General features: G+C 61.6%; 25 protein-coding genes and 1 pseudogene. 17 read left to right on the top strand and 9 right to left on the bottom strand.

Going from position 1 to position 26899, the window contains the following annotated elements:
- Positions 1-1462 precede the first annotated feature (1462 nt).
- A complete protein-coding gene (locus tag GUV69_RS22675) occupies positions 1463-3304 on the bottom strand; it encodes a helix-turn-helix domain-containing protein (RefSeq protein ID WP_164206919.1) in 1842 nt (613 codons plus the stop codon).
- Between the two features lie 201 nt (positions 3305-3505).
- A complete protein-coding gene (locus GUV69_RS22670) occupies positions 3506-3742 on the bottom strand; it encodes a hypothetical protein (RefSeq protein WP_164206917.1) in 237 nt (78 codons plus the stop codon).
- A gap of 497 nt (positions 3743-4239) precedes the next feature.
- Between GUV69_RS22670 and GUV69_RS22665 the strand changes: the two genes are divergently transcribed.
- The 4 genes from GUV69_RS22665 to GUV69_RS22650 all read left to right on the top strand — a co-directional run bounded on the left by GUV69_RS22665 (position 4240) and on the right by GUV69_RS22650 (position 6965).
- Positions 4240-4740: a hypothetical protein gene (locus tag GUV69_RS22665; protein WP_244292943.1), complete on the top strand. Its 501-nt coding sequence runs from the start codon at positions 4240-4242 to the stop codon at positions 4738-4740.
- The gene (locus GUV69_RS22660; protein ID WP_164206915.1) at positions 4737-5738 is read left to right on the top strand and encodes a hypothetical protein; all 1002 of its coding nucleotides are present in this window, start codon (positions 4737-4739) and stop codon (positions 5736-5738) included. The genes GUV69_RS22665 and GUV69_RS22660 overlap by 4 nt, the downstream gene beginning before the upstream one ends.
- Complete coding sequence (locus GUV69_RS22655) at positions 5735-6361, top strand: phosphatase PAP2 family protein (protein WP_244292941.1); 627 nt, start codon at positions 5735-5737, stop codon at positions 6359-6361. Before GUV69_RS22660 ends, GUV69_RS22655 begins: the two co-directional genes overlap by 4 nt.
- A gap of 148 nt (positions 6362-6509) precedes the next feature.
- On the top strand, positions 6510-6965 hold the full coding sequence (locus GUV69_RS22650; RefSeq protein WP_164206913.1) for a hypothetical protein: 456 nt from the start codon (positions 6510-6512) through the stop codon (positions 6963-6965).
- A 264-nt stretch (positions 6966-7229) separates the two neighbouring features.
- On the opposite strand, the gene GUV69_RS22645 is transcribed toward GUV69_RS22650, so the two are convergent.
- Positions 7230-7556, bottom strand: coding sequence for an ArsR family transcriptional regulator (locus tag GUV69_RS22645; protein WP_164206910.1), 327 nt, complete (start codon positions 7554-7556; stop codon positions 7230-7232).
- Positions 7557-7684: 128 nt separating this feature from the next.
- Here GUV69_RS22645 and GUV69_RS22640 point away from each other — a divergent pair, with 128 nt between their 5' ends.
- The 11 genes and pseudogenes from GUV69_RS22640 (at position 7685) to GUV69_RS22590 (ending at position 19107) form a co-directional block, all read left to right on the top strand.
- The gene (locus GUV69_RS22640; protein WP_164206908.1) at positions 7685-8761 is read left to right on the top strand and encodes a CHAP domain-containing protein; all 1077 of its coding nucleotides are present in this window, start codon (positions 7685-7687) and stop codon (positions 8759-8761) included.
- Positions 8758-9273 (top strand): hypothetical protein, encoded by a 516-nt coding sequence (locus GUV69_RS22635; protein ID WP_164206906.1) that lies wholly within the window; start codon positions 8758-8760, stop codon positions 9271-9273. Before GUV69_RS22640 ends, GUV69_RS22635 begins: the two co-directional genes overlap by 4 nt.
- 41 nt (positions 9274-9314) lie before the next feature.
- Positions 9315-10820 (top strand): ParA family protein, encoded by a 1506-nt coding sequence (locus GUV69_RS22630; protein ID WP_164206904.1) that lies wholly within the window; start codon positions 9315-9317, stop codon positions 10818-10820.
- Positions 10821-10853: 33 nt separating this feature from the next.
- A complete protein-coding gene (locus GUV69_RS22625) occupies positions 10854-11465 on the top strand; it encodes a DUF6668 family protein (RefSeq protein ID WP_164206902.1) in 612 nt (203 codons plus the stop codon).
- Between the two features lie 11 nt (positions 11466-11476).
- Positions 11477-11743, top strand: coding sequence for a hypothetical protein (locus tag GUV69_RS22620; RefSeq protein WP_164206899.1), 267 nt, complete (start codon positions 11477-11479; stop codon positions 11741-11743).
- Between the two features lie 27 nt (positions 11744-11770).
- Positions 11771-12525 (top strand): annotated as a pseudogene (locus tag GUV69_RS23730) (DUF8175 domain-containg protein).
- A 1-nt stretch (position 12526) separates the two neighbouring features.
- Positions 12527-13798, top strand: a complete 1272-nt coding sequence (locus GUV69_RS22610) for a TrbL/VirB6 family protein (RefSeq protein WP_164206897.1) — start codon at positions 12527-12529, stop codon at positions 13796-13798.
- Entirely contained in the window at positions 13785-15293 is a 1509-nt protein-coding gene (locus tag GUV69_RS22605) for an SCO6880 family protein (protein WP_164206895.1), read from the top strand. The genes GUV69_RS22610 and GUV69_RS22605 overlap by 14 nt, the downstream gene beginning before the upstream one ends.
- Positions 15294-15320: 27 nt before the next feature.
- A complete protein-coding gene (locus GUV69_RS22600) occupies positions 15321-16889 on the top strand; it encodes a helicase HerA domain-containing protein (RefSeq protein WP_431197136.1) in 1569 nt (522 codons plus the stop codon).
- A complete protein-coding gene (locus tag GUV69_RS22595; RefSeq protein ID WP_164206891.1) occupies positions 16886-18655 on the top strand; it encodes a type IV secretory system conjugative DNA transfer family protein in 1770 nt (589 codons plus the stop codon). The genes GUV69_RS22600 and GUV69_RS22595 overlap by 4 nt, the downstream gene beginning before the upstream one ends.
- 11 nt (positions 18656-18666) lie before the next feature.
- Complete coding sequence (locus GUV69_RS22590) at positions 18667-19107, top strand: DUF4913 domain-containing protein (RefSeq protein ID WP_164206889.1); 441 nt, start codon at positions 18667-18669, stop codon at positions 19105-19107.
- Between the two features lie 90 nt (positions 19108-19197).
- On the opposite strand, the gene GUV69_RS22585 is transcribed toward GUV69_RS22590, so the two are convergent.
- From GUV69_RS22585 to GUV69_RS23495, 6 genes are all read right to left on the bottom strand, one after another.
- Positions 19198-19530: a histone-like nucleoid-structuring protein Lsr2 gene (locus GUV69_RS22585; protein WP_164206887.1), complete on the bottom strand. Its 333-nt coding sequence runs from the start codon at positions 19528-19530 to the stop codon at positions 19198-19200.
- A 320-nt stretch (positions 19531-19850) separates the two neighbouring features.
- A complete protein-coding gene (locus GUV69_RS22580) occupies positions 19851-20720 on the bottom strand; it encodes a UvrD-helicase domain-containing protein (RefSeq protein ID WP_164206885.1) in 870 nt (289 codons plus the stop codon).
- Positions 20721-20938: 218 nt separating this feature from the next.
- The gene (locus GUV69_RS22575) at positions 20939-22540 is read right to left on the bottom strand and encodes an ATP-dependent nuclease (protein ID WP_164207137.1); all 1602 of its coding nucleotides are present in this window, start codon (positions 22538-22540) and stop codon (positions 20939-20941) included.
- 737 nt (positions 22541-23277) lie between these two features.
- The gene (locus GUV69_RS22570) at positions 23278-23907 is read right to left on the bottom strand and encodes a hypothetical protein (protein ID WP_244292933.1); all 630 of its coding nucleotides are present in this window, start codon (positions 23905-23907) and stop codon (positions 23278-23280) included.
- 7 nt (positions 23908-23914) lie between these two features.
- Complete coding sequence (locus GUV69_RS22565) at positions 23915-24469, bottom strand: DNA-binding protein (RefSeq protein WP_244292931.1); 555 nt, start codon at positions 24467-24469, stop codon at positions 23915-23917.
- Positions 24466-24588 carry a hypothetical protein gene (locus GUV69_RS23495; RefSeq protein WP_280113779.1) on the bottom strand — a complete coding sequence of 41 codons (123 nt, stop codon included), beginning with the start codon at positions 24586-24588 and terminating at the stop codon, positions 24466-24468. Before GUV69_RS23495 ends, GUV69_RS22565 begins: the two co-directional genes overlap by 4 nt.
- Before the next feature lie 615 nt (positions 24589-25203).
- Here GUV69_RS23495 and GUV69_RS22560 point away from each other — a divergent pair.
- Complete coding sequence (locus tag GUV69_RS22560) at positions 25204-25527, top strand: 2Fe-2S iron-sulfur cluster-binding protein (RefSeq protein WP_164206883.1); 324 nt, start codon at positions 25204-25206, stop codon at positions 25525-25527.
- Positions 25528-25615: 88 nt separating this feature from the next.
- Entirely contained in the window at positions 25616-26896 is a 1281-nt protein-coding gene (locus tag GUV69_RS22555) for an aromatic ring-hydroxylating dioxygenase subunit alpha (RefSeq protein ID WP_164206881.1), read from the top strand.
- The last annotated feature ends 3 nt before the right edge of the window (positions 26897-26899 follow it).

The following is a 26899-nucleotide window of genomic DNA, read 5'->3' as shown; positions in this document are numbered from 1 at the left end:
GAAATGCTGCTGCAACTACTACTTATTACAAATCCACCAAAAGCCAGCAGCACACTAAACTGTGCACTTACCAAGCACTAAATGATGCAGTCGCTACACATTTATTGCAGCGTTCCAACAGCGGCCAAAGAGCAGTAGTTTATGCAGTCAACAGAGAGTCAAACAGGCAATAGAAACAAAACACCACCTGCCTCGGGGGAGTCGGGTGCACGTGCCCAGGCGTTGTGCAGCGAGGCCCCGCCACCATTCCTGTCGGCTAGACCCTCCGGCGTCAAGGACGACCCTGCCGATGCTGGCGACGCTGCAGAGACCACTGGCCGCGAGATAAAACCCTGCCGGAGCCAGGATCGACGGTGCCCTAGCGGCGCACTGTTAGCAATCCACCAAGAGACCTGCAGCACAGTAACTAAGCACTTACGAAGCACCAAACGACGCAGTAGCTACACATTTATTGCAGCGTTCCAACAGCGGCCAAAGTGCAGTAGTTTATGCAGTCAACAGAGAGTCAAACAGGCAATAGAAACAAAACACCACCTGCCTCGGGGGAGTCGGGTGCACGTGCCCAGGCGTTGTGCAGCGAGGCCCCGCCACCATTCCTGTCGGCTAGACCCTCCGGCGTCAAGGACGACCCTGCCGATGCTGGCGACGCTGCAGAGACCACTGGCCGCGAGATAAAACCCTGCCGGAGCCAGGATCGACGTAGACGAACCACCGGGCTGACAGGGATGAGCGTTGAGCCAAGTTTGGCGTATTCGACCGTGAACCTCACCGACTCTCCGGACAGGAGGACTTCGTATCCCCGGCTGCGGACACGAGCTAGCGGGGCCCAACCGTATTCACCATAGGTCCCGATAGCTGCGCGATCCGCCCATTTCTATCCAGTCCGTCCGGCGCCGAACGTCGCGTTCATAAATCGCGACGCAACCATGGTTCCGTTTTGGAGAATACTGCGGCCGCCGACGGTCCCTACGGTAAGGAGGGTTGAGTGTGGCCATTTGAAGGCGATGGAGTACAGGGCCGCCGCCACGGCTCAAGGAAGGGCGGCTGTCCTCAGCACGGCGGCGGGTGCTCAGGTGCCGCCTGATCCCTCCTATAGCCAGTCCGGTCTCTACCCAACGGCAGTACATGGCGCCCGCAGAGAAACCTCGCTTACTTAGGCATCAGACCCGGCGTTTACGGAGAAAACCTCTGTAATCCGAGCTGCGTAGCGCACCTACGGTGCTCAGCAGCTCTCCGGCCCGCTCAACAACACGAACCAAGTTGTCATGCAGTGGATAGAACAGTAGAAAGGCAGTAAAACTGCACTTGTAAAGCGTTGGCATGAAGTAGAACAGACACATACAAGAGTGCAACGATCAAACTCGCGAAGATCAGTGGAGCTTGAGTCGATACGTGATCGAACTCCGAATGGCACGCTCGATACTTAGCGGTGGAATGGCCACATGTCTCCCGCCAACGGTCTCTAGCCAGCTCTGGCGAATGCCAAATCCGCCAGTGCCCATTCATCAGGGGGACCCTCGAAGTCCTCCCACGGATAGTCCTCACCGGGGGAGAGGAGCTCGGCGACGGTGGTGACGTTCTTTGACAGCCACTCCTTCCAGAGGATTCTTTCTATCCGGTAGCGATGCAACTGCGCGGCGACAGCTTCCATGACCCCGAAGTACTCGGCAAGGTCCTTTAAGGATGTCGCAGGTACCACTGACCAGGATCTATTGTTGTCCCGCGCGATCATGTTCCAGGCGGCCATTACCTCGAGCGCTTCGCTGACAGCCGTTCTGGAGAGCCTAGTCAACCTAATGATGCCGGCTGTCGACAGACCGGGGGAGTGCTCCAATGCCTCGTAAACGAAAGCCGCGGGCAGGCCTAGTTCGCGGAATATGGGCCTCATCGCATGGATCTTCCCTTTCTGCCAGGTCAAGTCCTCAGCCGCCGCCTTAACATCCTCCGGCACGGTAAGCATGTAGAGATCCCCTTTAGTGCCGCGGCCTTCCTCGACCCGGGTCACCAAGCCGTCGCGCTCTTCCCGCAGCGCTCTCAAATGGGCTCCGACAGTCGTGTGATCGAGTCCGGTAGCGATTGCGATCGATCTGACACCGAATTCCACGAACCTGGAGCCAGTCATGTGTGCAGCCTCCCCAAGCGACCTCAGAACCATTCTGCGAGCCAGTCCGGTCCTCGAGTCCGTGTAGGTGTGCTCCTTTAGTCGTAGCGCGTTGCGCCACGTTCGGATGTTCCGGTGCTCGGCATCGGAATTCGTAGAGTTCAGGGTTGCTTGTTTCCCTTGGGCGTGTGTAGTTGGCTGGCTTGTGGGGGATTTACGGGCATTGTTCTTTCCTGCTTTGGATCCTGGGTTTTTCTTTACGTGAGCAACAGCTTCCAGCCAGTCGCGGCGCAGAGCCTGGCTACGGTGCCGGGAAGCGTAGCGAGCGTAGAAAGAGGCCAACCCTGGCCAGGTGCCCTGCATCATCCGGCGTTCCACATCTGTCAGTTCCATCCCGGCTGCTGCTGCTCCGACGAGGATCGCCTGCCGGGCATCTGAGTCGGTCGCGTAGCGGTTCGCGTCATAAAGTCCTGTTTGTGCCATTTGATGCATAGCCCGGGACATCCGGCCGGTGGGGTGCTGGACTTTGGGTGCCTCGGCGTCCGTCGGTGGGATGGTCTGTTCCAAACGCAGCGCACGCACGGCGCTGATTTCCCGGGCTAGGTCGGCATTCATAGCCTTCCAGACAGAAATTGAGTTGGGTCGGCGGGCGACGTCGTAAGCCATGCTGAGGCTCATGGCCAGTTCTTGATGGCCGCCGCGCTTGTGGGGAGAACCTGGAGTCCGCATGCAGCCGTGCAAAAGGTTCTGGTGAGGGGACTTGTCCAGGCTTCGGTGACGGTTACCCAAGGCCTCTACAAGATCTCGGGCTTCCGAAAAGGTGACTCGCTTCTCCAGCGGGATGTAGACGTGTCGTCCGCCGTTGGGGGAGTAGTCCTCAATCCAACGTGCACCGCATGAATGCAGCCAGGTCTGAACGGCGCGGACATCGGCTTCTACCCGGTCAATGCCCGCGACTGAGGAGTCAAAGTCAAGGAAGATCGCCGCGCACGTGCCGTCCTTGCCGAAGATCCGGACTGCCGCAGGGAAGGCCGGAAGTGCTGGTGTTAGGGTTCGTTCATGTTTCTGTGGATAAGTCTTTCCGGCGTCGCGGGACAGTCGTACGCGGGGCTGGCCGGCCAGCAAAGGTGCTAGCGCCGACCAAACGTTGGCGGGGTCGTCTGGTTGCCTTGACACGCCAATGGCCCGGCGTGCTGGCAGCACGGAGACGTGCTGATGTACGATGTGGGTAATCCTTTCGGGGATGAAGGTACGAAAAAGGGCCGATCCTGCCAGATCGGTTTCATAGCAACACAAAGGATGGCCTGGTTAGGCTCTCCCCGACTTACAATCTGATCCGCCGGCAAGCAATCCAGAGGGTAAGTCTCAAGCTTCGAAGGCCCGCCTAGTGCGGGCCTTCTCTTTTTATGAGGCGATGCGGATGGGCAGCTCCTGCTGGTAGTCATCCTCGTCGAGCGCGGCCAAGTCCTCTTGCAGCTTTGGCTCTACAACGGATAGAACGTATTCCGTGACGGTCAAGCCTTTGTGGGCTGCAACCTTGGCGATACCGTCAGCAGTGTGTTCTTGGGTGCGGAAACCAATGAACTTGCGCAGGCCTTTGCTGGGGCGCCCGCCGCCTCGATTTACTGCTACTGCCGTCATGTGCTGTGTCCTTTGAATTTTGTACCCGCCAAGGCGGTTACAGCTTCATCGTTGTATTGCCTGCCGGTCACACTGACTGGGTTGTCATTGCGACTGCTCTGAAGCTATCACCGGGCCATGAGGTGCCCCGGGATTTGTTTTCAGAAAACGGAAGCGTGTCGCGTTTGTGACTTCGAGCTCTTTGTATATTCCCTTTCAGATTCCTTGGCCGCGCCTGCAGAATGGCTTGGCGAGCTCGGCCTGTCCGGCCGGAAGGCTTGAGGAATGCTATTGAGAGCGCATCCTCGGGGACTCGTAAGACAATGTGCAAGCTTGGGGCCAAGAGGTCTTCGTTGCGTTCGCTTCGCCAAAGGCTTGTCTAGCTTCAAGCGGACGTTCATCAAAAGCCCTTCGATGAGTAGGAATGACAAGCGCCGCAGCGGGGACCTTGGTAAGGTAGCCGATTGCCGAGGCGCTTCTGCGCTGATTTCATAGTACACATTACTGAAATTTTTTCAGTGGATTACTGGAGCCGATTGGATATGCAACAGGCCGCACTGACCGCGGACGTCATCGAGACTTTGCATCTACCGGCGTACCCGGACTTGGGCGACGTGGTGACTGCAGTTGAAGAGAAGTACGGTAAACGTCTGGTCTTCGAGGAATGCACACTGGACAGCCTTGGGGAACGCGTCACCGGCCAGTGGATCGATACTCCGACGCATGGCCTTGTCCGTTACCGTCAGGGCGGAAAGGCGTGGAGCGTTCACGTCGTGTTGCATGAACTCAGCCACATCCTCTTGGGCCATAAGGGAAAGCCACTCGACGGGCTGATCGCAGGGGCCTTCTTTTCCGGTATTGGTAAGCGGAACGGTGTGAGCTGGATGTGCCGTGCGGTAGACGTTCCCCTGGACGAAGCCGAAGCTGCGGCCGAGAACTTGGCCTACGGCCTGGCGCGGGCGCTGTACGCTACACCCGAGAAGGAGTCCACGAAAGCCGAGCGAGTGTTCGGCCTATGATCTCTGCTGCCTTCTGGATCTTGTCAACGGTATTTATCTTCCGCCTGTACTTTGTAGCCCGTTGGGGATCCTCAACGGCCTTTCTTGGCGCCATCGGGATCGGTACCCTCGGCCTCTTTTCTACAGGTGTCATCGTGCCCGAAGAAACTCTCGATGCGGCACTTGGCGGCGTTAATCTCCTTCACCTTGTTCGCAATTTGTGTGTCACAGGCGCCGTCTGGCTTGTTCGCGAGGGAATCTTCGCGGCCTACTCACCGGATGATAAGTATCGAGTCCGCTTCAGCCACCGACCTATCGCTGCCGGTCTCGCCGCTCTTGCCATCAGCGCTCCATTCTTGTCCCAGCAGTTCGTTCCGACGACCCTAAGCTACGTGCCGGAGAATGTCGGGCAGATGCCGGTTTTCATCTATGCCAGCGTCTACATGGGCATTTTGGCATTGTTGGCGGTGTCCGTGCTTCGAATATGCCTCCGGACTCAGGAAAGCCTCCCTGTCCGAGTGAGTTCACGAGTTGTCGCATCCGGCATGGCCTTGGTCGCACTCGCGTCGGTCGAAGAGATCGCATACATGACCACTCTGCACCTTGATGTGGGCGGCACGTCACTTCACCAGATCTTGTACGTCTTGTTCAATCCGCTGTTTTACGGTGGGGTTCTACTCACGTCTCTCGGCTTGGGGATCCCCCCGCTTGTTAGGGCGTGGCGCCAGCTGCAGTTTTGGGACCGCGCCGCCTTGGTCTTTCTTACAGTCACCGCGGGCAGAGCATGTTGGGGTCTATCCCGGACAGCTTGGCTGGCGAGCATCGTGAGCAGCTTCTATGCGAAGGATCCCTCCGCACGCCTGTATGAGTACGTTATCCGCTCCAGCGACCACAAGGTCGCTCTCTCCGACCGATCCATACCCCTGCTTGCCGACCGTGTCCTAGACGCAGTCCAAGCCCGATTTGATGGCGGTGTCGGTTCTCTGGAATCTGTGCTGCCGGTAAAGGCCCCTCAGTGACAGCAGAAATCATTACCCGTTCCACCGAAGAGAGGTCCTCATCAGCCATTGGGCGTGTGGCCAGGTCCGCAACTGAGGTCGCGCAGCCGCCACTGGTGTTGTCCCTCCTGCTGATTTTGGCTTCTCTGCTGAGTGACCAGTGGGTGGTCTCTATCTGGTCGGGCATTATCGCCGCGCTTTTCATCTGTCTGGTGCCTTTTGCTGTCGTACTGTTGCTGGCCAAGAGGGGGCAGCTGACTGACCATCATGTTGGAGACAAGAAACAACGCCGACCGGTCATGCTCTGGACTTTGGGATCGTCACTGCTTGGCTGCGCCATCCTCTCAATCCTGGGGGCACCCCAATCAGTCTGGGGCCTAATTGGCGGGATTCTCTGCGGGATTGTGGCACTCATTTTGGTGAGTCCGATCTGGAAGATTTCGGGGCATGCAATGACACTGGGCGGCGCGACCGTGTCAGCTGCATTGATGTTCGGCTGGCTGGGGCTTCCGTTCGTTGTGGCGGCCCCGCTTGTCTGCTGGTCCAGGGTCTATCTCCGGGACCACTCAGCTCCTCAGGTCATTGCCGGGTTCATAACCGGCGTCATCGCTTTCGGAGCCTCATATACTCTCATTGTCGGCTGATTTTCATGTGGCATCTCACGAAGCCGCCAAGGCCTAACAAGAGGCCTCAACGATGACGGAATTAAAGGGGGGCTGTGACTTCGCTACTAATGGCAGGCCGCTGCCCTCGGGGTGTGGCCGCCCTCGCTGGCCGGGAGCAGGATCACGCGTGAATTCGAATGACAAACCTATAGATCCTCGCAGCGATAAAGAGGTTCTCGCATCGAAAATCCAGCTTCTTCTGGACATCGTTCATGCCAAGGACGCCGACAGCTTCACCTACGAAGATGTTCGACAGGGCCTGGCGGAGCAGGGGCTCACGCTCACAAGAACGCGCTGGCATCGGCTGCTGGCCGGCTCTCCTGATAACCGCTGGGATCCGGCGCTACTGAAGGCACTGGCGTACTTCTTTGACGTTGACGAGAACTACCTGCTTCAACGCAGCGGTCCCATCCCGGAGCGGGTGGAGGCCGAACTCCGACTGATAGAGGCTTACCGCATTGCCGAGGTAGAGCACTTCGCGGCGCGGGTTCTGGGCGAAGTGAACGTGGATGCTCTTCGTGCCGTGACTGAAGCTCTCCGAAACCTTCCACCCAGACCCGAGAAAAAAAGTCCTCCTAACTGAAAAATTTTCACTACTGAATTTTTTTCAGTAGACTTGGAGCATGACATGCTCCAAGCGCCCACCACGGCCTGACCATGCACATTGAGTGGCATCTCAGGTGTAGGCCCTACGACAGGCTTGGGGGGTAGTAGGGGCTACGCACGCGCAGAGTCCGCACCTCAGATGTGCGCTCACGCCGCCGCCCCCGAATGCTCAACTCTCGATACTCCCGCCTGTGCGAAAAATCTCGGCGTGCGCTTCATCGTCGCGTGCTGCGGCACTCGCCTATTCTCCCGACAGATATCTCATGTAGACGAGGCCGCGCTCCCGCAGCCTGCCCAGGTCTATCGAGTAGTGAACGCGCTGCCCGTTGCGGACACCGACGTCGCCGGCAGCGGAGACCAGCCCTTCGGCTTCAAGTATCTTGATATGCGCGTAGACCTGCCGGTAGTCCACGCCGATGCGCTTAGCGATACTTCCCGTCGTATCGCCGTCAAGATGCTGGGCCAGATCCCTGATAACAGCCGCACGCAGGGCGTTGGCGTTGAACACATTCAAAGCCCGTGCAGCCTCTTGCGGCTGCCCGGGGAGTGGCTTGTAGGTGCGGGGCATTCGTCAATTCTTACCCACCGCCACACCCTCATGAAGCACCAACATATTTTTGGTGATGCTAGCATCACGTTAAAGATGATGCTTGTGATGGCAGGTGTCCGCCAGGACAGCCGAGAGGGGAAGCGGCCGTGAAGCAAAAAGGACTTTTGATCGGCACTGCGGTTATTGTGCCAACGCTCTTCCTGGGCCTGATCCTGTCGATCCTTCTGCTCTTCGGGCCGACGCCTGCTGCGGCCGGCTGTGGCCCGGCCGTTTCCGTCGTCATGGACGGCAACACCAAGGTCGAGGGCTACACCGAGGAACAGCTGAAAAACGCCGCGGCGATCATGGGCGCCGGTAAGGCACTGGAGTTGTCCGGCAAGGGTCAGATGATCAGCATCATGGTCTCCCTGGGGGAGTCAGGGCTGCGTGTCCTCGACTACGGCGACGGACCGGGCCCGGACTCCCGTGGATTGTTCCAGCAGCGCGACAACGGCGCATGGGGTGCCTACCAGGACCGCATGGACCCGGCCATCAGCGCCACGAATTTCATTAAGGCCCTGCAGGCTGTTGAAGGTTGGGAGCTGTTGGAGCCGACCATCGCCGGTAACAAGGTCCAGCGCAATGCCGACCCTTACCACTACCAGAAGTACTGGCCCGAGGCCGTCAAAATCGTCCAGGCACTCTCGAACGGCAAGTCCGCCCTTGAAGGCGGCGATTGTGCCGTTCCTGGCCAGTCAGGTGCCGGGGATGACTACCCGTGGAAAGACTCTCCTACCTGGTTGCAGGTCGGCGCAGGCTCAGCAGCCGCGTCACCGCTGGGAATGTTCTACCGCGAGTGTGTGGATTTCGCGCTGTGGCGGGTGAACCAGCAGATGGGTTCCACCAGCGCCCCGTTCAAGGTCCTCAACGGCACCTTCCGCCCGGACGGGCAGGGCCTCGGTTCGGCCCTGACCTGGAAGAGCGGCTGGGACGCCAAGGGCTGGCCCACCGGCGGGACCCCCCGCGTCGGTGCGGTCGTCTGGTACGCGCCCGGTGCCGGGGGAGCGGACCCGAAGTTCGGCCACGTTGCCGTGGTCAAAGAAGTCAGGGATGACGGGACCTTCGTCGAGGAGGGCTACAACGGCAACCCGCCCCCGGATGACCACACCTACTACACCCGGACCGTCAGCAACAACGTCCCGTCAGCCTTCCTGTACCTGCCCACCCAAGAGGAGAAGAAGTGAAAAAGCCCCTGGCCCTGCTCGCCGCGGTCCTGCTCTGCGCGGCGTGCGCCCCGGCAGCGAACACCACGCCGGCACCGGCAGAATCAACCACCACTACGCCGTCGGCCCCCGTGTCCCTGAGCGCCAACAGCGGCCCCCAGGCACCCGGTGGCACCGTCCCCGCCACTATCGGCATCTCCTGGGATCAGGCCAGCGAGGATCAGGCGGTGGACGTCGCCGAGAAGGCCATGGCTGACTTCGCCCGCCCGGCCGTGGAGGAAAGGCAGTGGGCCAACGATCTTGCCCGCTGGCTGACGCCCCAGGCCACCGCCGACTACTCGGCCGTCGTGGACCCGGCCAACATCCCGGCCAGCCGCGTCACCGGCCCGGCAGCACTGGCAGTCGATGAAGCCAACGGCTACGGAGTCATGGCAGAGGTCCCCACCGACGCCGGGACCTACACCGTGCAGCTGCTCCGCACGGGCAAGGAAGCCGCATGGAAGGTCAACCGCCTCACCCCACCCTTGTCCTAAGCGCCGCACCTCTCCATCTCACACACGTAAGGAAGAAGTTCATGAGTACTACGACATCAACCGAGGTCATGGCCTTTCCGAAGATCAGGGCCATCGTCCGCGACAACGGGACCGCTGAGGTCGTCGTCGCCGGGAATTCCCGCAGCGTTCCTGACGGGGAGTCCCTGCAGGATCTTCGCAACAATGCCCTGGCCCTCGTGGTGGGCGAGGCGCAGACGCTGCAGCGCCCCGTCAGGGTCCAGATCGAGGATCCCGAAGGGCACGGTGAACTGATTGTGCACCCGGACAACAAGATTGAATCTGTCTCCTATGAGGCCCGCCCCGCCCGCCGCCGGGTAGAAGCTCCGGAAACCACGCCCGAGACCGTCGCTCCGACCATGATTGATACCGTCCCGGTTCCTGCACCCGAGCCAGCCGCCCCCGCAGAACCCACTGCGGTCCCGGCCCCTGCCGCGACCGCGGACCTGCAGCCGTGGCCGCCCACCCGGGTCGCGTCCGACATCACCCCCGTGCCGGCCAAGCCGGATCCGCAGACGGCTGCCGCCACAGCAAAACCGCACACCGCCGTTGTCGCTGAGGAGACACCGCCGACCCGGCGGAGTTTGAAGGACACCTCGTTCCTGGTCAGCGCCCCGGTGCTGGAACCGGCCACACAGGGTTGGCGGGGGGCGCTGACGCGCCTGGGGTTCCGGATGGACCCCTCCACCGAAGAGCTCTCCGAGCGGGAGGACATTCGCACCGTGAGCCAGCACTGGCCCGGTCCCCGGACCATTGCCGTGGTCAACCGCAAGGGCGGGGCGAACAAGACGCCCACGGTGGTCATGCTCTCGGCCATCCTTGCCCGTTACAGCGGGGCCGCAACCGTCGCGTGGGACAACAACGAGTCCCAGGGCACCCTGGGGTGGCGGACGGAAAAGGGGTCCCATGACCGGAGCGTCCTGGACCTGATCGATTCCTCGGCCGAACTGCTCTCCCCGGCAACGAACGCGGCAGAAATTGCCAAGTTCGTTCACCACCAGACCGCCGACAAGTTCGATGTCCTGCGCTCGGATGAGAACGAGGAAGGCGACCACGAAGTCACCGCTGAGGAAGTCGACATCGCCCACCAGGTCCTCACCCGTTATTACCGGCTGGTGGTCATGGACTCGGGCAACACCGCACGGGCAGCGAACTGGCGGCGGATGATCGACCACACCAACCAGCTCGTCGTGCCTGTGACAGCCATCGAGGACCGCGCCGAAGCCGCCCGGCTGACGCTGCAGACCTTGGAATCCCGTGATGGACACGACGCCGAGCTCGCCCGCAATGCCGTCGTGATCGTCTCCGAATCCACGGACGCCAAGCGCAGCATGACCGGGGATGCCTTGAAGCGGGCCAAAGATGAGGCGCAGCGGATCGCGGACGGCTTCGAGCCGTTCGTCCGGGCAGTCGTCCGGATTCCCTACGATCCGGCCCTGGTCAACGGCCCCATCCGCTATGAAGCCCTCCAGCCCGCCACGCAGCGGGCGTGGCTGGCTGCGGCGGCCGCCGTCGCCGACGGCTTCTAAGACACTCACCAACGGACTCTGGAAGGAGGAACCATGCAACAGTCTCTGAACCCTTGGATCACCAAGCCAGCCGCCGACAGCGCGGCACAGGAAGCCCCGGATGCGCACAGGCCGCCGGCGGCCGTCATTAGTTCACCGCTAAGGGGCATGGTTGAACCCGACGCTGCAGACCGCCTGGCACGCCGCACCATGACCGGTTCTGCCGCGTTGTGGATCACCGGCACCCACGGGGGATCCGGCGAAAGCCGAATCGCTGACCTCCTTCACGGGGCACGCGTCACCGATCACTGCTGGCCAGTCCTGCAGGACTGCAGTGAGCCGAGAGTGCTTCTGGTTTGCCGGGCAGATATCCGCGGCGTGACAACCGCCAGGAGTGCACTGACCCAATGGGCCTCCGGCGCCTCACCGGAAGTTGATCTGCTCGGCCTCGCCATCCTCGCGGACGCGCCCGGGAAGACGCCCAAAGCGCTGCGGGACTTCGCCACCATCGTCGGCGGGGGAGCGCCCCGGCTCTGGACCCTGCCCTGGGTAGAGGCCTGGCGCCACGGTGACTCCACAGCCCGACCACCGGCCCGCGAGTACCAACGCTTCATCACTGACATAGCCGCTCTGGCCAACGACACCACACCACGCACCACCCACTGAAAGGTCTCACCATGAACCCCCTCGTACTTGCAGCCAGCGTCATCCCCAACCCCACCCCCACCCTTCCTCCCGAAGCCGACGGGCTGCTCCTGGTCCTGAACTGGGCCTCCGGCATCGGCCTGGTCCTCGGCGTGCTCGGTGTCATCATCGTCGGCATTGGCATGGTGATCCAGCTCCAGCGCGGCGAGGGCGCCCAAGCCATCGGCAAACTCGGCTGGGTCCTGATGGGCTGCATCATCATCACCGGCGCTTCCGGCATCGTCCGCGCCTTCGTCTAAACCAACACCAACAACGGGAGGTTCACCATGAGCCAGTCAACAGAGAGCACCACCGAAAGCAATCCGTTCACCAAACCCGGATTCATCATTGCTGCCGCGCTGGTGGTAGCGCTGATCGCAGCAGCCCTCGTCATCTTCCTGCTTCCTAAGGGACAGGACAACGCACAGCCGGCTCCCGCCCCGGCGGAGCCCAGCAGCACCTCGTCAGCCAGTCCCAGTGCTTCGGCTGCAGCTGGCGCGAGTGTCTGCGGACTGCCCGCCTCGTCGGAGACAGCCCTGGGAACAGCACCGAAGACCAAGTGGGAACTCGTCGGGAAGATGGCGGCACCTACCGATCCCAAGACTTTCGGCCCGGCGTGACGGGCGAGGACGGGTTCCGGTCTTGCTTCGCTAACTCACCCACGGGCGCACTCTACGCCGCCGCCAACATGATCGCCCTTGGCTCATCCGGAACACAGGATGAGCTCAAGCTCGCCGAGAATTTTCTGGTGCCGGGCCCCGGACGTGATGCGGCTATTAAGGCGGCCAAGACGCGGACTTCAACTGCGGGAAGCGGTGAGACCGCTCAGGTCAGCGGCTTCCTAATCAAGTCTTACAGCCCGAGTGAGGCAGACGTCGATCTGGCTATCAAACTCCCGAACGGTGCGCTGGCACATTCAGTTCTTTCGCTTCGATGGGTAGCCGGAGACTGGAAGGTGAAGGCTTCCGATGACGGCCAAATATTCAATGGTGTCGCCCAACTCAGTGATCTGAGCGGATTCATTCTCTGGTCAGGCGTCTGACATGGCTGAGTGCAGTTTGGGGGACATGACGTGCGTCGCCGGCAACGTCGTATCCGACCTAGCCGACGACGCTATGGGCAACATGGCCAACGCCATCTTGGATGGCATGAGCCAGATGGTGACGGCACTGTCTACGTTCTGGGTTTCCATGCCCACGGTGAACCTTGCCAGCGGCGACGGAACGGAACCGAGCCCTGTCGTCGCAATTGTGAACAGCGAATTGATGCCCTGGACGCTGGCTCTGGCGGTCTTCGCCGTCATTCTCGGCGGCATGCGGATGATCTGGGAACAGCGCGGGGCACCGCTGAAAGACCTGCTCCGTTCATTGCTCACGCTCACCCTGGTGTCCGGCCTTGGCCTGGGCGTCATCTCAATTCTGGTAATCGCGGCTGATGCTTTCTCTGCCGCCATCGTCGAGCGTTCGACGGACGGTAAGGGTTTCGCTGAGGCGATGAGCATCCTCGTTATGACCAACCAGACCGGTGTCGGAGTATTTATTCTCATTGTCCTGGGCTTGATTGGCCTGATTGCTTCCCTCGTCCAGATCGTGCTGATGGTGGTCCGCAGCGGCATGCTGGTGATCCTGGCCGGCATCCTGCCCACCACGGCCGCTTTCACGAACACGGAGATGGGAAGGCAGTGGTTTCAGAAGGCAGTTGGTTGGACCATCGCCTTCATTCTCTATAAGCCAGCGGCCGCGATCGTGTACTCGGTCGCATTCCTGCTCATGAGCAACAAAAGTCAGGTCCCCCTGATCGGTTCCATCACGGGTTTCACACTGATGGTCGTTGCCTTGTTCGCACTCCCGGCGTTGATGCGGTTCGTCACGCCGATGGTGGGGGCTGTTGCCTCCGGCGGGGGAGCAGGGGCCGGGGCAGCCGTTGGGGCCATGGCCACCGGTGCTGTGTCCATGGGCCGCAGTGGCAGCGGGAGGGGCAACGCCTCACCGACGCCGGCTACGACGCAGAGCAACCAGCCAGGCGCGTCCCCGAAGGGCAGCGCCGGAACGTCGGGTCCCCGAGTCGGGGGAGGTCAGCCTACACCGGGCGCTACCGGTCCGGGTGGAGCCGCTGGCGCTGCGGCAGCAGGCAAAGCGGGCATGGCAGGGGCCGGGGCAACCGCCGGCACTGCAGGAGCGGCGACTGGGGCAGCAGCAGCTTGGCCGGCCGGGATGGTCGTAGCTGCCGGGGCACAGGTGGCCTCCGGGACGTCGCAGGCAATCGCAAAGACCGCGCAGGATTCAACCGGGGAGGGCCCCAGTGGCAGCAATTAATACCGAATACAAGGAACCGTCCTACGGCAACTGGCGCGTACCGCGCTCAGCCGGTCTGGGCAACCTTGGTGCTATCGGCACCGGGATTGTCATGGCCGGGCTGTTGCTGGGCATCATCAGCTTCGCCATCTGGGGCCTCTTTGTTGGTCTTGGTGTGCTGGCCATTGCCGGGGCCTGTGCCTTGTTGCTGACGGTCAAGGACAAGCACGGCCAGTCCGTCGTGGACCGCTTCGGAACCCGGATGAGCTTTCGGCTCGCCACGTCCTCCGGAACGAACCTCTACCGTTCCGGGCCCCTGGGTGTGACGGAGTGGGGCATGTACCAGCTACCCGGGCTGGCGGCGAAGTCGACCCTGTACGAGTTCACCGACTCCTACAAGCGCCCGTTCGCCCTCCTGCATTTCCCAACCACCAGCCACTTCACCGTGATCTTCTCCACCGAACCTGACGGAGCCTCCCTGGTTGACCCTGAACAGGTCGACGCGTGGGTGGCGAACTGGGGCGGCTGGCTCGCCGGCCTCGCCGATGAAGCTGGCCTCGACGCCGCAGCCGTGACGGTCGAGACCGCCCCCGATTCCGGCTACCGGCTGCGGAATGAAGTGGAAATGAACATCGACCCCAACGCCCCGGCATTCGCCCAGGCCATTCTGCGCGAGGTCGTGGACACCTACCCGGAAGGATCGGCCACGGTCCGCGCCTGGGTGTCCCTGACATTCAACGCCTCCCTGCGGGTCGGGTCGAAGAAGCGCACACCCGAAGATGTTGCCCGCGACCTCGCTTCACGGATCCCGGGTCTGTCGGCCCGGTTGCAGTCCACGGGCGCCGGTATTGCCCGGCCGATGTCGGCGCAGGAACTCTGCGAAGTCGTCCGGGTCGCCTACGACCCGCCCGCTGCTTTGATCATTGATGAAGCGCACGCCGCCGGTTCTCCGGTGTCCCTGACCTGGGGTGAGGTCGGTCCCACCGCGACGCAGGCAAGCTGGGACGATTACCGGCACGACAGCGCCTTCTCCGCTTCGTGGACGATGACCGGTGCCCCGCGTGGGTCTGTGAACTCCTCGGTCCTGTCCCGGTTGCTGGCCCCGCACGGGGACGTTGACCGGAAGCGGATCTCGCTGCTGTACCGGCCGATGGACTCCGCCCGCGCCGCCGCCGTGGTCGAGCGGGACCAAAACAACGCCAACGTCCGCATCACCTCCGGCAACCGGCCGTCCGCCCGAGCCCTGGTCGATGCCCGCTCCGCCGTGCAGACCGCGCAGGAAGAAGCCCAAGGCGCCGGGCTGGTGAACTTCGGCATGGTCGTCACCGCCACCGTCACCGATAAGGAACGGCTCCCTGATGCGGTCGCGGCCATTGAACAGACCTCCGGTACTGCCCGGGTGCTGTTGCGCCGGGCCTACGGCGCGCAGGACACCGCGTTCGCGGCGTCCCTGCCGCTGGGACTGGTTCTGCCCAAACACAGCATGGTGCCCTCCGAGATCAAGGACGCGCTGTAAATGGCCATTAAAGAGTTTTTGACGTCAATGACCGCAAAGACAGTAAAGCCAGCAAGGAGTGCGCCCACGGGCAAGGGTGGGAAGCAGCCCCGGGAGGCCGGCCCGGGTGCCCGTGGGTGGGCCGGGCGTGGCGGGGGAACGGCCGCGCTCGTTCCGTCCGTTACGGAGTACCGAGGAACGACGGTCCAGGTCTGCGGGCTGTGGCCGTTTTCCTCCGGGGCGTCCTCGCCCATGATCGGGGTTCCGCTGGGACGCCACGAGGAAACCCAGGCCACGGTCTGCTGTGACCCGATCAGCTGGTTCCAACGGGCACGGCTCATTTCCAACCCCTCAGCCTTCATCCTGGGCAAGCCCGGGCTGGGCAAGTCCACACTGGTGCGGCGCATGTTCCTGGGCCTGTCCGCCCAAGGCGTTCACCCACTCATTCTGGGCGACCTCAAGGGCGAGCACATCAAGGCGGTCAAGGCCCTCGGCGGGCAGGTCATTTCCCTCGGCCGCGGCGTGGGCTACCTGAACATTCTTGATCCCGGCCAGGCTGTCGAGGTCGCCCAGCTCCTCGAGGCGAACGGCCACCGTGAGGCCGCCACCCGGGTCCGGGCTGACGCGCACGGCCGCCGCCTGAACATGGTCGTCTCCCTCATCACGATCAGCCGGAACAACCCGCCCACCGACCAGGAACAGACGATCCTGGACCGGGCGCTGCGGGTCCTCGATGACCGGTACGAGGGCATCCCGGTCCTGAAAGACCTCCTGGACGTCATTGTCTCCGCACCGGACGAACTGCGGCAGGTCGCACTGGACCGCGGCGACATGAACGTTTACCTGCAGGAGACACGCGCGCTGGAAGCAACCCTGCTGGGCCTGACCGGGGGAGGGAAACTGGGAGAAATCTTCTCCCAACAGACCACCAACCCCATGAAACGGGACCGCGCCGTGGTCTTCGATGTCTCCAGCATCGACGAGACCGAAACCGACCTGCAGGCCGCCGTGCTGCTCGCGTGCTGGTCCTACGGATTCGGCACCGTCAACGTCGCCAACGCCCTGGCCGACGCGGGCCTGGAACCGCGCAGGAACTACTTCGTCGTCCTGGACGAACTGTGGCGGGCGCTGCGCTCCGGCAAAGGAATGGTCGACCGGGTGGACGCCCTCACCCGGCTCAACCGCTCCGTAGGCGTCGGGCAGATCATGATCTCCCACACCATGTCCGACCTGCTCGCCCTCCCAGCCGAAGAGGACCGGATGAAGGCCCGCGGCTTCGTCGAACGCTCCGGCATGGTCATCTGCGGCGGATTGCCCGCCTCGGAAATGCCCCTCCTGACCGCAGCCATACCCCTCTCCCGGCAGGAACAGCAGAAACTCATCTCCTGGCAGGACCCACCCGCCTGGGACTCACGCGGGCTCGACGTAGAACCCCCCGGACGGGGGAAGTTCCTCATCAAGGTCGGCGGCCGCCCCGGCATCCCCGTCCAGATCGGGCTGACCTCCATCGAGAAGACCGACGGCCTGAACGACACCGACACCCGCTGGCACGAACCCGCCGTAACACTCATGGACCCGGCAGCCCCTGCGCTGCCCACCGAAGGAGGAACACTGTGAGTGCACCAAACCGCAAAGGAATGGGCCTCGAGGACGCCCTGCTGGTCTGGCTGGCCATCGGCTTCATCATCGTTTTCGGCGGCGGGACCTACGCGGCCGCCCACCTCGGCTCCTGGATGGCCGGCATCGACGCACCACCTGCCCATCCCATCGATCTGGTTGCCGGGCTCGTTAAGGGCCGGGTGCCCTGGCCCACCCAGGCCACTGTCGCCGCAGGCCTCATGGCGGGCCTGATCCTGGCGCTTGCCATCGTCGTGTTGGTGGCCTGGAAACAAGGCGCGTCCAAACGTGCCCGCGTGGACAAGGCCGCCCGCTACCTGGGGCGTGGGAAGTCGCTGGCCGCGTTCTCCGAGAAGGGCGCCAAAGCCACGGCCGAACGTCTCGGTGTGACGGACACCCCCGGAATCATCGTGGGCAAGGTCGTCTCCACCGGCCAGAAGTTCATTCAGCCCTGGGAAGACCTCAGCCTCGACATCTGGGGACCACGCACCGGTAAATCCACCTCCCGTGTCATTCCCGCGATCCTCGACGCACCCGGTGCCGTTGTCTCCACCTCGAACAAGCGCGACGTCGTGGACGGCACCCGCGGCGTCCGCGAGAACACGGCCCCAGTATGGGTCTTCGATCCGCAAAAGATCGCCCAGGAGGAACCGCACTGGTGGTGGAACCCGCTCTCCTACGTCACCGACGAAGAAAAGGCGTACAAACTCACCCAGCACTTCTCGGTCGGTTCACGGGTGCCAGGGTCAAAGCCCGATGCCTACTTCGATCCGAAGGCCGAGGATATTCTCTCCTCGTACTTCCTCGCGGCCGCACTCGGCGGGCTGCCCATCACGCAGGTCTACGTATGGGTGACAGAGCAGGTCAGCCAGGAACCCATTGAAATCCTCAAAGAGCATGACTACGAGCTGCAGTACAAGGGCCTGGAGTCCACGTTGAAGCTGGCCGACAAGCAGCGCGACGGTATTTTCGGCACGGCCGAGAAGATGATTCAGTGCCTCAAGTCCAGGAACACGCTGCGCTGGGTCGCCCCGACAGGCGGCGCAACGGTAGCCACGGATGCCCGCCGGCAGTTCAACCCGCACGCCTTCGCCGCTTCACAGGAGACGATCTACATCCTCTCCAAGGAAGGCGCCGGCTCCGCCGCCCCGCTCACCACGGCGCTGACCGTGGCCATCGCCGAGGCCATGGAAGAACGCGCCGAGCGCAGCGGCGGCCGCCTGACCAAACCTGCACTGTTCGCCCTCGATGAGCTGGCAAACGTGGTCCGCTGGGCCGCCCTCCCGGACCAGTTCAGCCACTACGGCTCCAAGGGCCTGATCGTCATGGGCATCCTGCAGTCATGGTCCCAAGGCGTCGAACTCTGGGGCGAGGCGAACATGCGGAAAATCTGGTCCGCCGCCAACGTCAAGGTCTACGGCGGCGGCGTCGCCGAAGAAGGATTCCTCCGCGCGCTCTCGGACCTCATCGGGGATTACAGCTACACCAACGTCTCCATCTCCTCCGGCAAAACCGGCTCCAGCCGCTCACGCCAAGAGGGCAAGGAACGCATCTTCGATGTCTCCAACCTCGCTGAGTTGGACCGCGGCCGCGCGGTCGTCCTCGCCTCCGGTGCGCCGGCCACGTTGGTCCGCACCATGCCCTGGTACACCGGACCCCACAAAGAAGCCGTAGAGGCATCGATCAAAAAGTACAGCCCGCAGCCCGAAGTTGAGCCAGTTCCGGTCTCGGCCGCGCCGACCGCTAATCCCTGGGTAACCGGGTAGGAGGAGTTGAAATGACCATCGACATCGGCAGATTCAGCGAAGCCCCCAGCACCAGTGCGGACGAGCCTGCCAGCCCGGCAGGGGAGGAGCAAAAGCCGCCGGAACTCGTCTACGGCTCAACCGAAGCATTCCTGCACGAACAGCTGCTGCCCACCTACGTCCGCGACGTCGACGGCCGCGCCGCAAAATGGTGCCTCGAATGGTACTTCCACCCCGAAGCAGTCTCCCGAATAGAAGCCCTGTGGCGAGCCTGGGAACACCTACGACTCGACGGAGCAACCGGCATCAGCGTCTGGTTCAAAGACCACGCAGACCACCACATGAGCGTGCTCCTCGACCCACGCGGACCGTTCTACAAATGCGACATGCAAAAACACCGAGACCCCGAACACCTCGAACCAAAGAAAGCCCCAGCGGGCTGGTTCCCAGACGTGCGGACTATTCCTGTATGAAGAGGTCAGCACAGGATGCAATATCCCGTAAATAAAAAATCAGGGCCGGAAACAGTAATTAATTCCGGCCCCGATTTTGTTTTTACTGGCCTAGTGAGCCGCTTCGTACTTCTCTACGACATCCGCTTGGATACGACCACGTGTATTTACCTGGATGCCGTTCTCAGCCGCCCACAAGCGTACCCCTTTGGCGTCCGGGCCACCCTGCGAGGAGGACCTGGTGCGGGCTGCCGAACGGCCACGTCCGCCAGCTACTTTGCGGCCAGCATTGGCAAAGCGTGCCAGTGCTTCACGCAGTTCGTTCGCATGACCCTCATTGAGGTCAATCTCATATTCAGTACCGTCTAAGGCGAAAGATATCGTTTCCTTAGCTTCCGAGCCATCAATATCATCTTCCAGCAGCACGACTGTCTTTTTTGCCATGAAATAAGGCTAGCAGTCTAATGAACAAGGGGATGCCCTACGCAACAGGAACGCCCCACGCGAGTATCAGAACCATCAAGACAAGGCTTTTAGTACTCGAATTGAATGGGAGTGAGGAAAGGGGCACACGTCGTAACGGCACGCAGAGAACTGAGCAGTCCGCAGTTGGGGTCAATCCGGGTTATCCACGGCTGGGATCGGGAGCAATTGGAGTAGCTCCCTCAGCAGCAGTAGCGGTGGATAACCCATCAGGATTGTCCCCTGCTGTGGGCAGCGGAACCAATTGTCCAAAGGCCTTTGGACAATTTCGTCGCGTCAGATCAGTTTCGTCTCTGAGTGGCGGTCCAGGGCGTGAGCCTGGTCGCATCTGGTTTTGGCACAACGATCGCAACAGAATGCTTGGCGCGAGTGACCGCCACATACAGACCACATGCGGTTTTCGGCTTGAGGTTCGTCCCTCGGGTCAAGTAGTCGGTGATGGGTTTGGTTGGGAAGATCAGGACACGGTTGAAGGTGAGACCCTTGACCTTGCCGAAATTCCGAAATGGAAGACTGGAGGTTCGGACTGTAGTTTTGCTTTCCCTCAGCGGCTGGGCTTGGAACTGGCGCATGTAGTCGGGGACGTCGGCGGCAGTGATGGCAAACATGCCGTCGTGACCGGTTACCGTATCCTGTCGCGAGATAGTGGAGGCAAAATTGAAATCGGTCGGAAAGAGTTGATCGGAGAAGTCTGCAATGGCTTGGTTTGCACGCCAAGTTTCGACTCGCTGTGAGACGTCGAGTCGGCCCGCCTTTTCATGGAGTGCGAACCACTTCAGCATCGCCACGCCTCGATATTTCTTGAGGTTCGGATCTTCGGGATTTGTATCGAAAACCGACTGCCGAACGTCCCCCACCATATGAAGGTCCGGGGACTCAATCCGCATGAGGCATTCAAGGATGTGAAGGTCGCACCCGGTCAGGTCCTGAACTTCGTCAATGTATATCTCGTCATAAATGTGCGAGAGCCGGCTCATCGCCGCACCTACACTCGCTCTGACGACTTCCAGGGCGAGCTTGGACAGGTGAAGCTTGTATGCGCGACCTCCAGCATCAAAGTAGCGTTCGGCTCCAGTTGCATACCGGCCGCGAACGGGTTTTCCTTCGAAGTTAAGACCTCGAAGCTGCTGTTCCGGGAACAGCAAGGGCAAGTAGGGGCGGACACAATGACGCAGGAGGAAAGCGAACCAACCCAAGACTTCTGGGACGGATCCAGGTGTACATTCCGCTTTGAGTCGACGTTCCAGCTCGGCTTGGCCCGTCTGCGTAAAAGTTACTACTAGTCTCCGGCTCCCGGACGCACCCTGTGCACAGGCGTCAACAATCGATTGAGTCTTACGGGAACCAGCAACCGCGAGAGTAAGCCGATTCATGCGACAAACTCGATGGCGGCCATCAAATAGTCCGGGTACTTGATCCTCGATGGAGACTCGGCCAGCAGTAGTGCGCTCTCTGTTTTGTGATCCGCCATCCACTCAAGCGTGGCCTTCGTCGCGTCTCTGATACCAAAAAAGGAACGCAAAGTTGCCTCGTCGTTGACATGAAGCAACTGAGGCTCGAGAGTCCTCCCGAGGGCAGGATCTCCGATAAAGAGCCGCCGCTTCCCCGGATCGAGGTGCTCGGCTACCTTGCTTTCCCAGTGCGCGGGAGGTTTGCCGTCATTGTCGCGGATACCAGCTACCTGCCGGTCCAAAACGGCAGCCAGCTCCATGGCACGGCCAAGAGCAACTCCAGACATTGACATCACATCGATGCCCGCGTCACTTGGCGTCTTTCCGTACTTATCGATGAACGCTCGTTCGAAGAGCATCTCGTCAGATGGCCCTTCAGCAAGAACCAACTTGCCAGCCAAGACAATCCGCAGAGTGTCGAATCCTGACAAGCGTTTGAAATAACGCACCGTGTCCTGGGAAATGGCGGCGAATGAAGCCGGCGTACCAGCATGGAGAAGCCGGAGCTTGTCCAGTCCAAGACGGTTGAGAACGTATGAGCTGTGGGTCGTGATGAACACCTGACGCCCGCCTGCAAGGGTCTCAATACGAGCTATCAGGCGAGTGAGACTGGTGTGGGAGAGGTGGTTCTCGGGTTCCTCGATGAGCACAAAGGATGTGTCCGCGGCCGAACGATTCATCGCCAATGCGACTTTTATCGCGGCCTGCTGCCCTTGACCCGAAAGTGCGAAGGGAACTTCACCCACGTGGGGCACAACGTTGGTTTCCCATGAAGCGCCCGCCGACTGATCCATCTGCAGTCCAAGGTTCTTGTCATGCAGCTTGGTTCCCTGCTCCGCAATGCGCTTGTTGACGTCAATGAGAGCAGTCGAAGAAATCTCGTGGCGAGCCGTTCGGTGAGCAACAGAAATCGCCGCCCGTTCTTTCGCTTCTACAAAATCACCCAGCATTTCGCGTGTGTGATAGTCAAGGCCCCAACTCGAGCGGATCGTTCGCGCGTCGATGAACGAGACGCCTAAGCCTTTTGGCCTACGCCTAATCGCCGCGCCTGAAAAGTCCTTCCACACCACCTCGTAGTACTCGACAGGGATAATGTCTGGTCGATTCGGAGCTCGAAGGTACTCTGCTAGCTCTTGGGCATAGTCCGGCGACGGCATGATGCGCACGGATAGTCCCGGGGCGTCCTGAGCGCGGGAATTGTAAACAGCCCGAAGCATCTGCACGTCCGGGGTTGTGTCGTTCATGTACAGCTCGACGAGGATTTCAGGTGGTGGAGGAGATTCACCAGCCGCGATTGCCGCGAAATACTCTTTCACCATGTCCCGGTTGAACCAGTAGGGGTTCAACTCTTCCTCGGCACGGCGGCCGTTCACACGGCCGGTAAGACCAAGAGAAATTGCCTCCAGCAAGGTCGATTTTCCAGCTTCGTTGCCACCGACAACGATATTCACACCCGCGTTAGGTTCCAATTCGAAATCGCGGAACAACCGGTAGCCCCGGACGATTATTCGCTCTATCACTTCTCGGTGCGCCCCCACTAGTTTCACTTAACTGGTGGCACCTCAAGCCCTCAGCTCGCAAGCGGACTGCATGTCCGCAAACACGGTGATCTTGGCTTCCGCTACACGCGCCGTCGGTGCCTCCGCAACCTTAGATCACCAACAACCGAGATAAGTGTCCGGCACGCGGGATGTCAGATTGAAGTTTAAGACCATGCCGAGTGAGTGTGGCAAAACGCCATTTCGGGCCCTATTCTGACGGTTTTGGCCGTGCCTCCTGATGTCAGGTTGGGGTGTACCTCAAGATGATCGCCCGCCTAGCGCGGGGAGCCCTGATTTTCATAACCAGAGCGGCGTGAGTCCGGCGCCACCAGCCTTCTGGCCCTGCTGAAGGTGCTGCCGCGGAATTTCATTAGCACCGAAGCCCGCAGGAACGGCCAGGCTAAGCCCCGAGCTGGCCGCCGAGGGGATGCCGCGGCCGACGCGGTCCGGCGTCGTTGTTATTGCCTGTGTGCGGCTGCCGTCGGCCGCGCCGGCCACCACTGCCGGCGGTCGTCATGATCACCATGATGGTGGCCATGCTGCTGTTAGCGGCGCTTGAGGGCGGTTGACCGGAGGCAGGTTGTGGTTGGTGGCCAGGATTCGAAGGGCGTCCATGGTCGGCGTCCTGTTGGGCGATTCCAGCAGTTGCCAGGAGCGGTGCCCCGGATCCGAAAGCTCCTTGTGCAGGGTCAGTATCCGGGATCTGTCGCTGCCCTTCATCTGCACTGCTGTGACGAGGGGTTCCTGATCGTCGCGCATAGGACAACGGCGTCATCGAGGTGGCGGTCCTTGTTGCGTGAGTCTTCCCGGTAGGCGGCACCTTTGAGAACGAGGGCGCCGAGCGCATTGGGGATGCTGATTGGGGCGGGGTCGCCGTCGACGTCGAGACGGCAGTTGACCGTGCGCTGCAGCGCCTGCGTGCCCCCGGCTACCTGGAAGGGCTTGCGGCCGCCAAGTTTCGGGACCTTGGCCGGAGGCAGGTAGTCAGCGACCATCACATCGATCTGCTGCTTGTCCCGCATGAAACGGTGGGCCGGGGCATCCTTGTCGATGGATTTCTGCAGGGTGTATCCCAGCCTGTTCAGGACCGCGGCCACCGATGACGTCGTCGTCGCCCCGGTTTCGATGTGCAGAACGATGTCGACGTCTGCTGTTGGCCGGGAGACGGCCAGGCCGGCGGCGGCCGAATGCAGCTGTACCATGAGTCCGCCAATGAGTGTCCACTGGGTTGATGGCAGCTCTCGCCCGAGCTCCACGCACTGCGGCCAGGGCGTACCCCAGCCGCCCGGCGGCACAGGGACGTCCCAGACCTCGCGGTCGTCGGTGGGTTCGACTGGTATCTCCATCGTCGGCTCAGACGTGGAGGAGCTCGTTGATGACGCGCTGGCCAGCGCTTCGTTCGCGGGTTGAGAGGCTGCCCATCAGGTCTACTGCGATCGCGGCCAGGGGTGCATGGCCCTCAGCGAAGGGCTCAGTGACTCCCACTTCACGGACGATGGCGTTCCCTTCCGGGTCTTCGACCATCCCGAGGGCTTCGGCGAGATGTTCGGCGTCGCCTTGCATCACATAGCCCTCGACTAGTCCACTGCCGCCAGTCAAGCCGAACCTGGCTGCTACTGCTGCACTACGCAGGGCCGAGACGCCACCGGGAATGAGGTGATCCTGAAGGATAGGCACTCCGTCGGGCGTCACCCGGTAGCGGCGGACCCGGTCCTTGTGGCGTGCCAGGGCGGCGACGTCCTCGGCGGTTAGGATCCTGCTTTTGAGGCGTGACTTCTCCGACGGTGAGATCCAACTGGGGTTGCCGCCGGAGAGCATGGTCAGTGCCGCCCAAGCAACCTTGGGGGTCCAGGCACGGCCGCGCCGGCTGCCTGCAGCTGCCCGCCGTTCCACTGAAGAGCGATTCAACAGCAAAGCCCGCCGACCTTGCCCACGACCGTTAGCTGGCCGGAGCCGACGAGCTGGCGGACGGAAGCCTGGGTGATGCCGAGGCGTTCCCCGGCCTCATGGGTCGTCATTTCTTCCATTGAATTCAAACACTAATGCTTTTTTATCGCAGCATATGTGTCAACGCACTAAAGCTGTCTTGAGGCATTATTAGTGTCAATCGTGTCTCGACGTAGGGGCAAGAGGTTGCAGCCGTCACCGCTGTTCAATTGGAGCTTCGCAGGTGGGAGCGGGCCGAGACGGAATCATGATTTCTGCGGCCGCGAGCACATCTGAGTCAGGGCGCCTGTCTAGGTAGGCAAGCGGTCCGCGGAGTGTCTCTGCGCGCCAGGATTATCGGCGTTTAAACCACGGGAGTGCAGTGGATGCCCGGATCGGCATGATCCGCCGCAAACTCATCAATGCCCCGGCAGGATGGCCTGCCTCCAGCACCCTGAAAACACGCGCCCGACTGCGGTGGTCGCGAGCATCAACTGGACTACGCCGGCTTTGTGATTGATTGTCGGGCTCTTCTTGGGCGGCCTGGCTCGCAGTGCTTGCCGTGTGGAAATTCACCGGGGTTGAACGGAGGTGGAACACCATTCTGCCCTCGCCTGCGCGCAAAAATGATGCCCCGGCAACACAGCTCCCTAGAAATCGTTGACACTCCCGAACTTCCAAGGGCATAATGGTTAGACCATTAGTAGGAGGTTTAGATGGTCAAGATTTCGTATGTCAGTGCCGCAGGCGAAACCACTGTTGTTGACGCCGAAACCGGCGACTCGGTCATGTCGGTCGCTCTCCGCAATGGAGTGTCCGGCATCATCGGCGAGTGCGGTGGGAACAACTCCTGCGCTACTTGCCACGTATGGGTACGCGAAGAATTTTGGGACGCCGTCGGCGCCCCGGGTGACATAGAGGCGGACCTGATCGACATGGGTGTCTCCGAGCCGCGCGATTGCAGCCGCCTCGGATGCCAGATTGTGCTCGAAGAAAAGCTCCACGGTCTCGTTGTCGACCTGCCCCCCACGCAGCCCTAAATCTCCCCGTCCGGGCCTAAGTACACATAGACCCCGGACAAGGGTGAGTAACTCTCTACTTCAGTCAGGACGAAAGGATCCTTCGCAAATGTTGCGTACGGACATCAATGAAATGTTGGCCCAGGCGGGTCCGGGAACGCCCATGGGTGACCTCTTCCGCCGCTACTGGCAGCCGGTGCTGCTCGCGGAGGAACTCCCCGAGAACGACTGCCCGCCGGTACGCGTGAAGGTGCTTTCCGAGCGTCTCATCGCTTTCCGCGATTCCGAAGGCCGCTACGGCCTGATGGACGAGTTCTGCGCGCACCGCGGTGTTTCGCTGTGGTTCGGTCGCAATGAAGAAAGCGGCCTGCGCTGCCCCTACCACGGCTGGAAGTACGATGTCACCGGCCAGGCCGTCGAGGTCCCGAGCGAGCCGGCGACGAGCAACTTCTGCGCCAACGTCAAGCTGAAGTCCTACCCGATGGTCAAGCGAGGCGACGTTCTCTTCGCTTACCTTGGCGACCCTGCCGCTCAGCCGCCGCTGCCTGAGTGGGAAGCCTACACCGTTCCGGACGGCCAGGTCTTCACCTCCAAGCGCCTGCAGGAGTGCAACTGGCTCCAGGCTCTCGAGGGCGGCATCGACTCGAGCCACGTCACCTTCCTGCACGGCGGCAACTTGGAAAGCGACCCGCTCTTCAAGGGCTCCAAGGGCAACGAGTACAACAAAGGCGATCTCAAGCCTTTCTTTGAGGTGGTCGACTCTGAGGGCGGCCTGCTTATCGGGGCCCGCCGCAACGCTGAAGAAGGTAAGTATTACTGGCGCGTGACGCCGTGGGTGCTGCCGAACTTCACCATGGTTCCGCCACGTGGTGACCACCCCGTCCACGGTCACTTCTGGGTGCCGATCGACGACGAAAACTGCTGGGCATACAGCTTCGACTACCACCCCACCCGCCCGCTCACCGAGGCCGAGGTCACTGCGATGCGTGCCGGCAAGGGTGTCCACAGCGCGAACGATGCGTCCTACCGTCCATTGGCGAACAAGGACAACGACTATCTGATGGACCGTGAATCCCAGAAGCGGGGCGAAAACTACTCGGGCATTGAGGGCATCGCGCTTCAGGACTCATCGCTGCAGGAGTCGATGGGCCCGCTCGTGGACCGGACCAAGGAACGTCTCGTCGCCACCGACGCCGGCATCATCAAGGCCCGTCAGAAGCTCTACAAGGCCGTCAAGGCGCTGCAGGACGGCGTCGAGCCTGCCGGCAACCGCGCCAAGGACCAAAGGGTTCGTTCGGTCGCGATTGTGCTCCCGGCCGATCAGTCCTTCGTCGAGGGCATCGGTGAAGCCATGGTCGCCGAGCCTGCCAAGCCGCACACGTCGGTCTGAGCC

Source organism: [Micrococcus luteus] ATCC 49442, from assembly GCF_010367585.1.
Classification (GTDB): domain Bacteria; phylum Actinomycetota; class Actinomycetes; order Actinomycetales; family Micrococcaceae; genus Arthrobacter; species Arthrobacter luteus_A.
The sequence above is the reverse complement of the archived record's forward strand: the minus strand, read 5'-3'. Positions and strand labels throughout refer to the sequence as shown.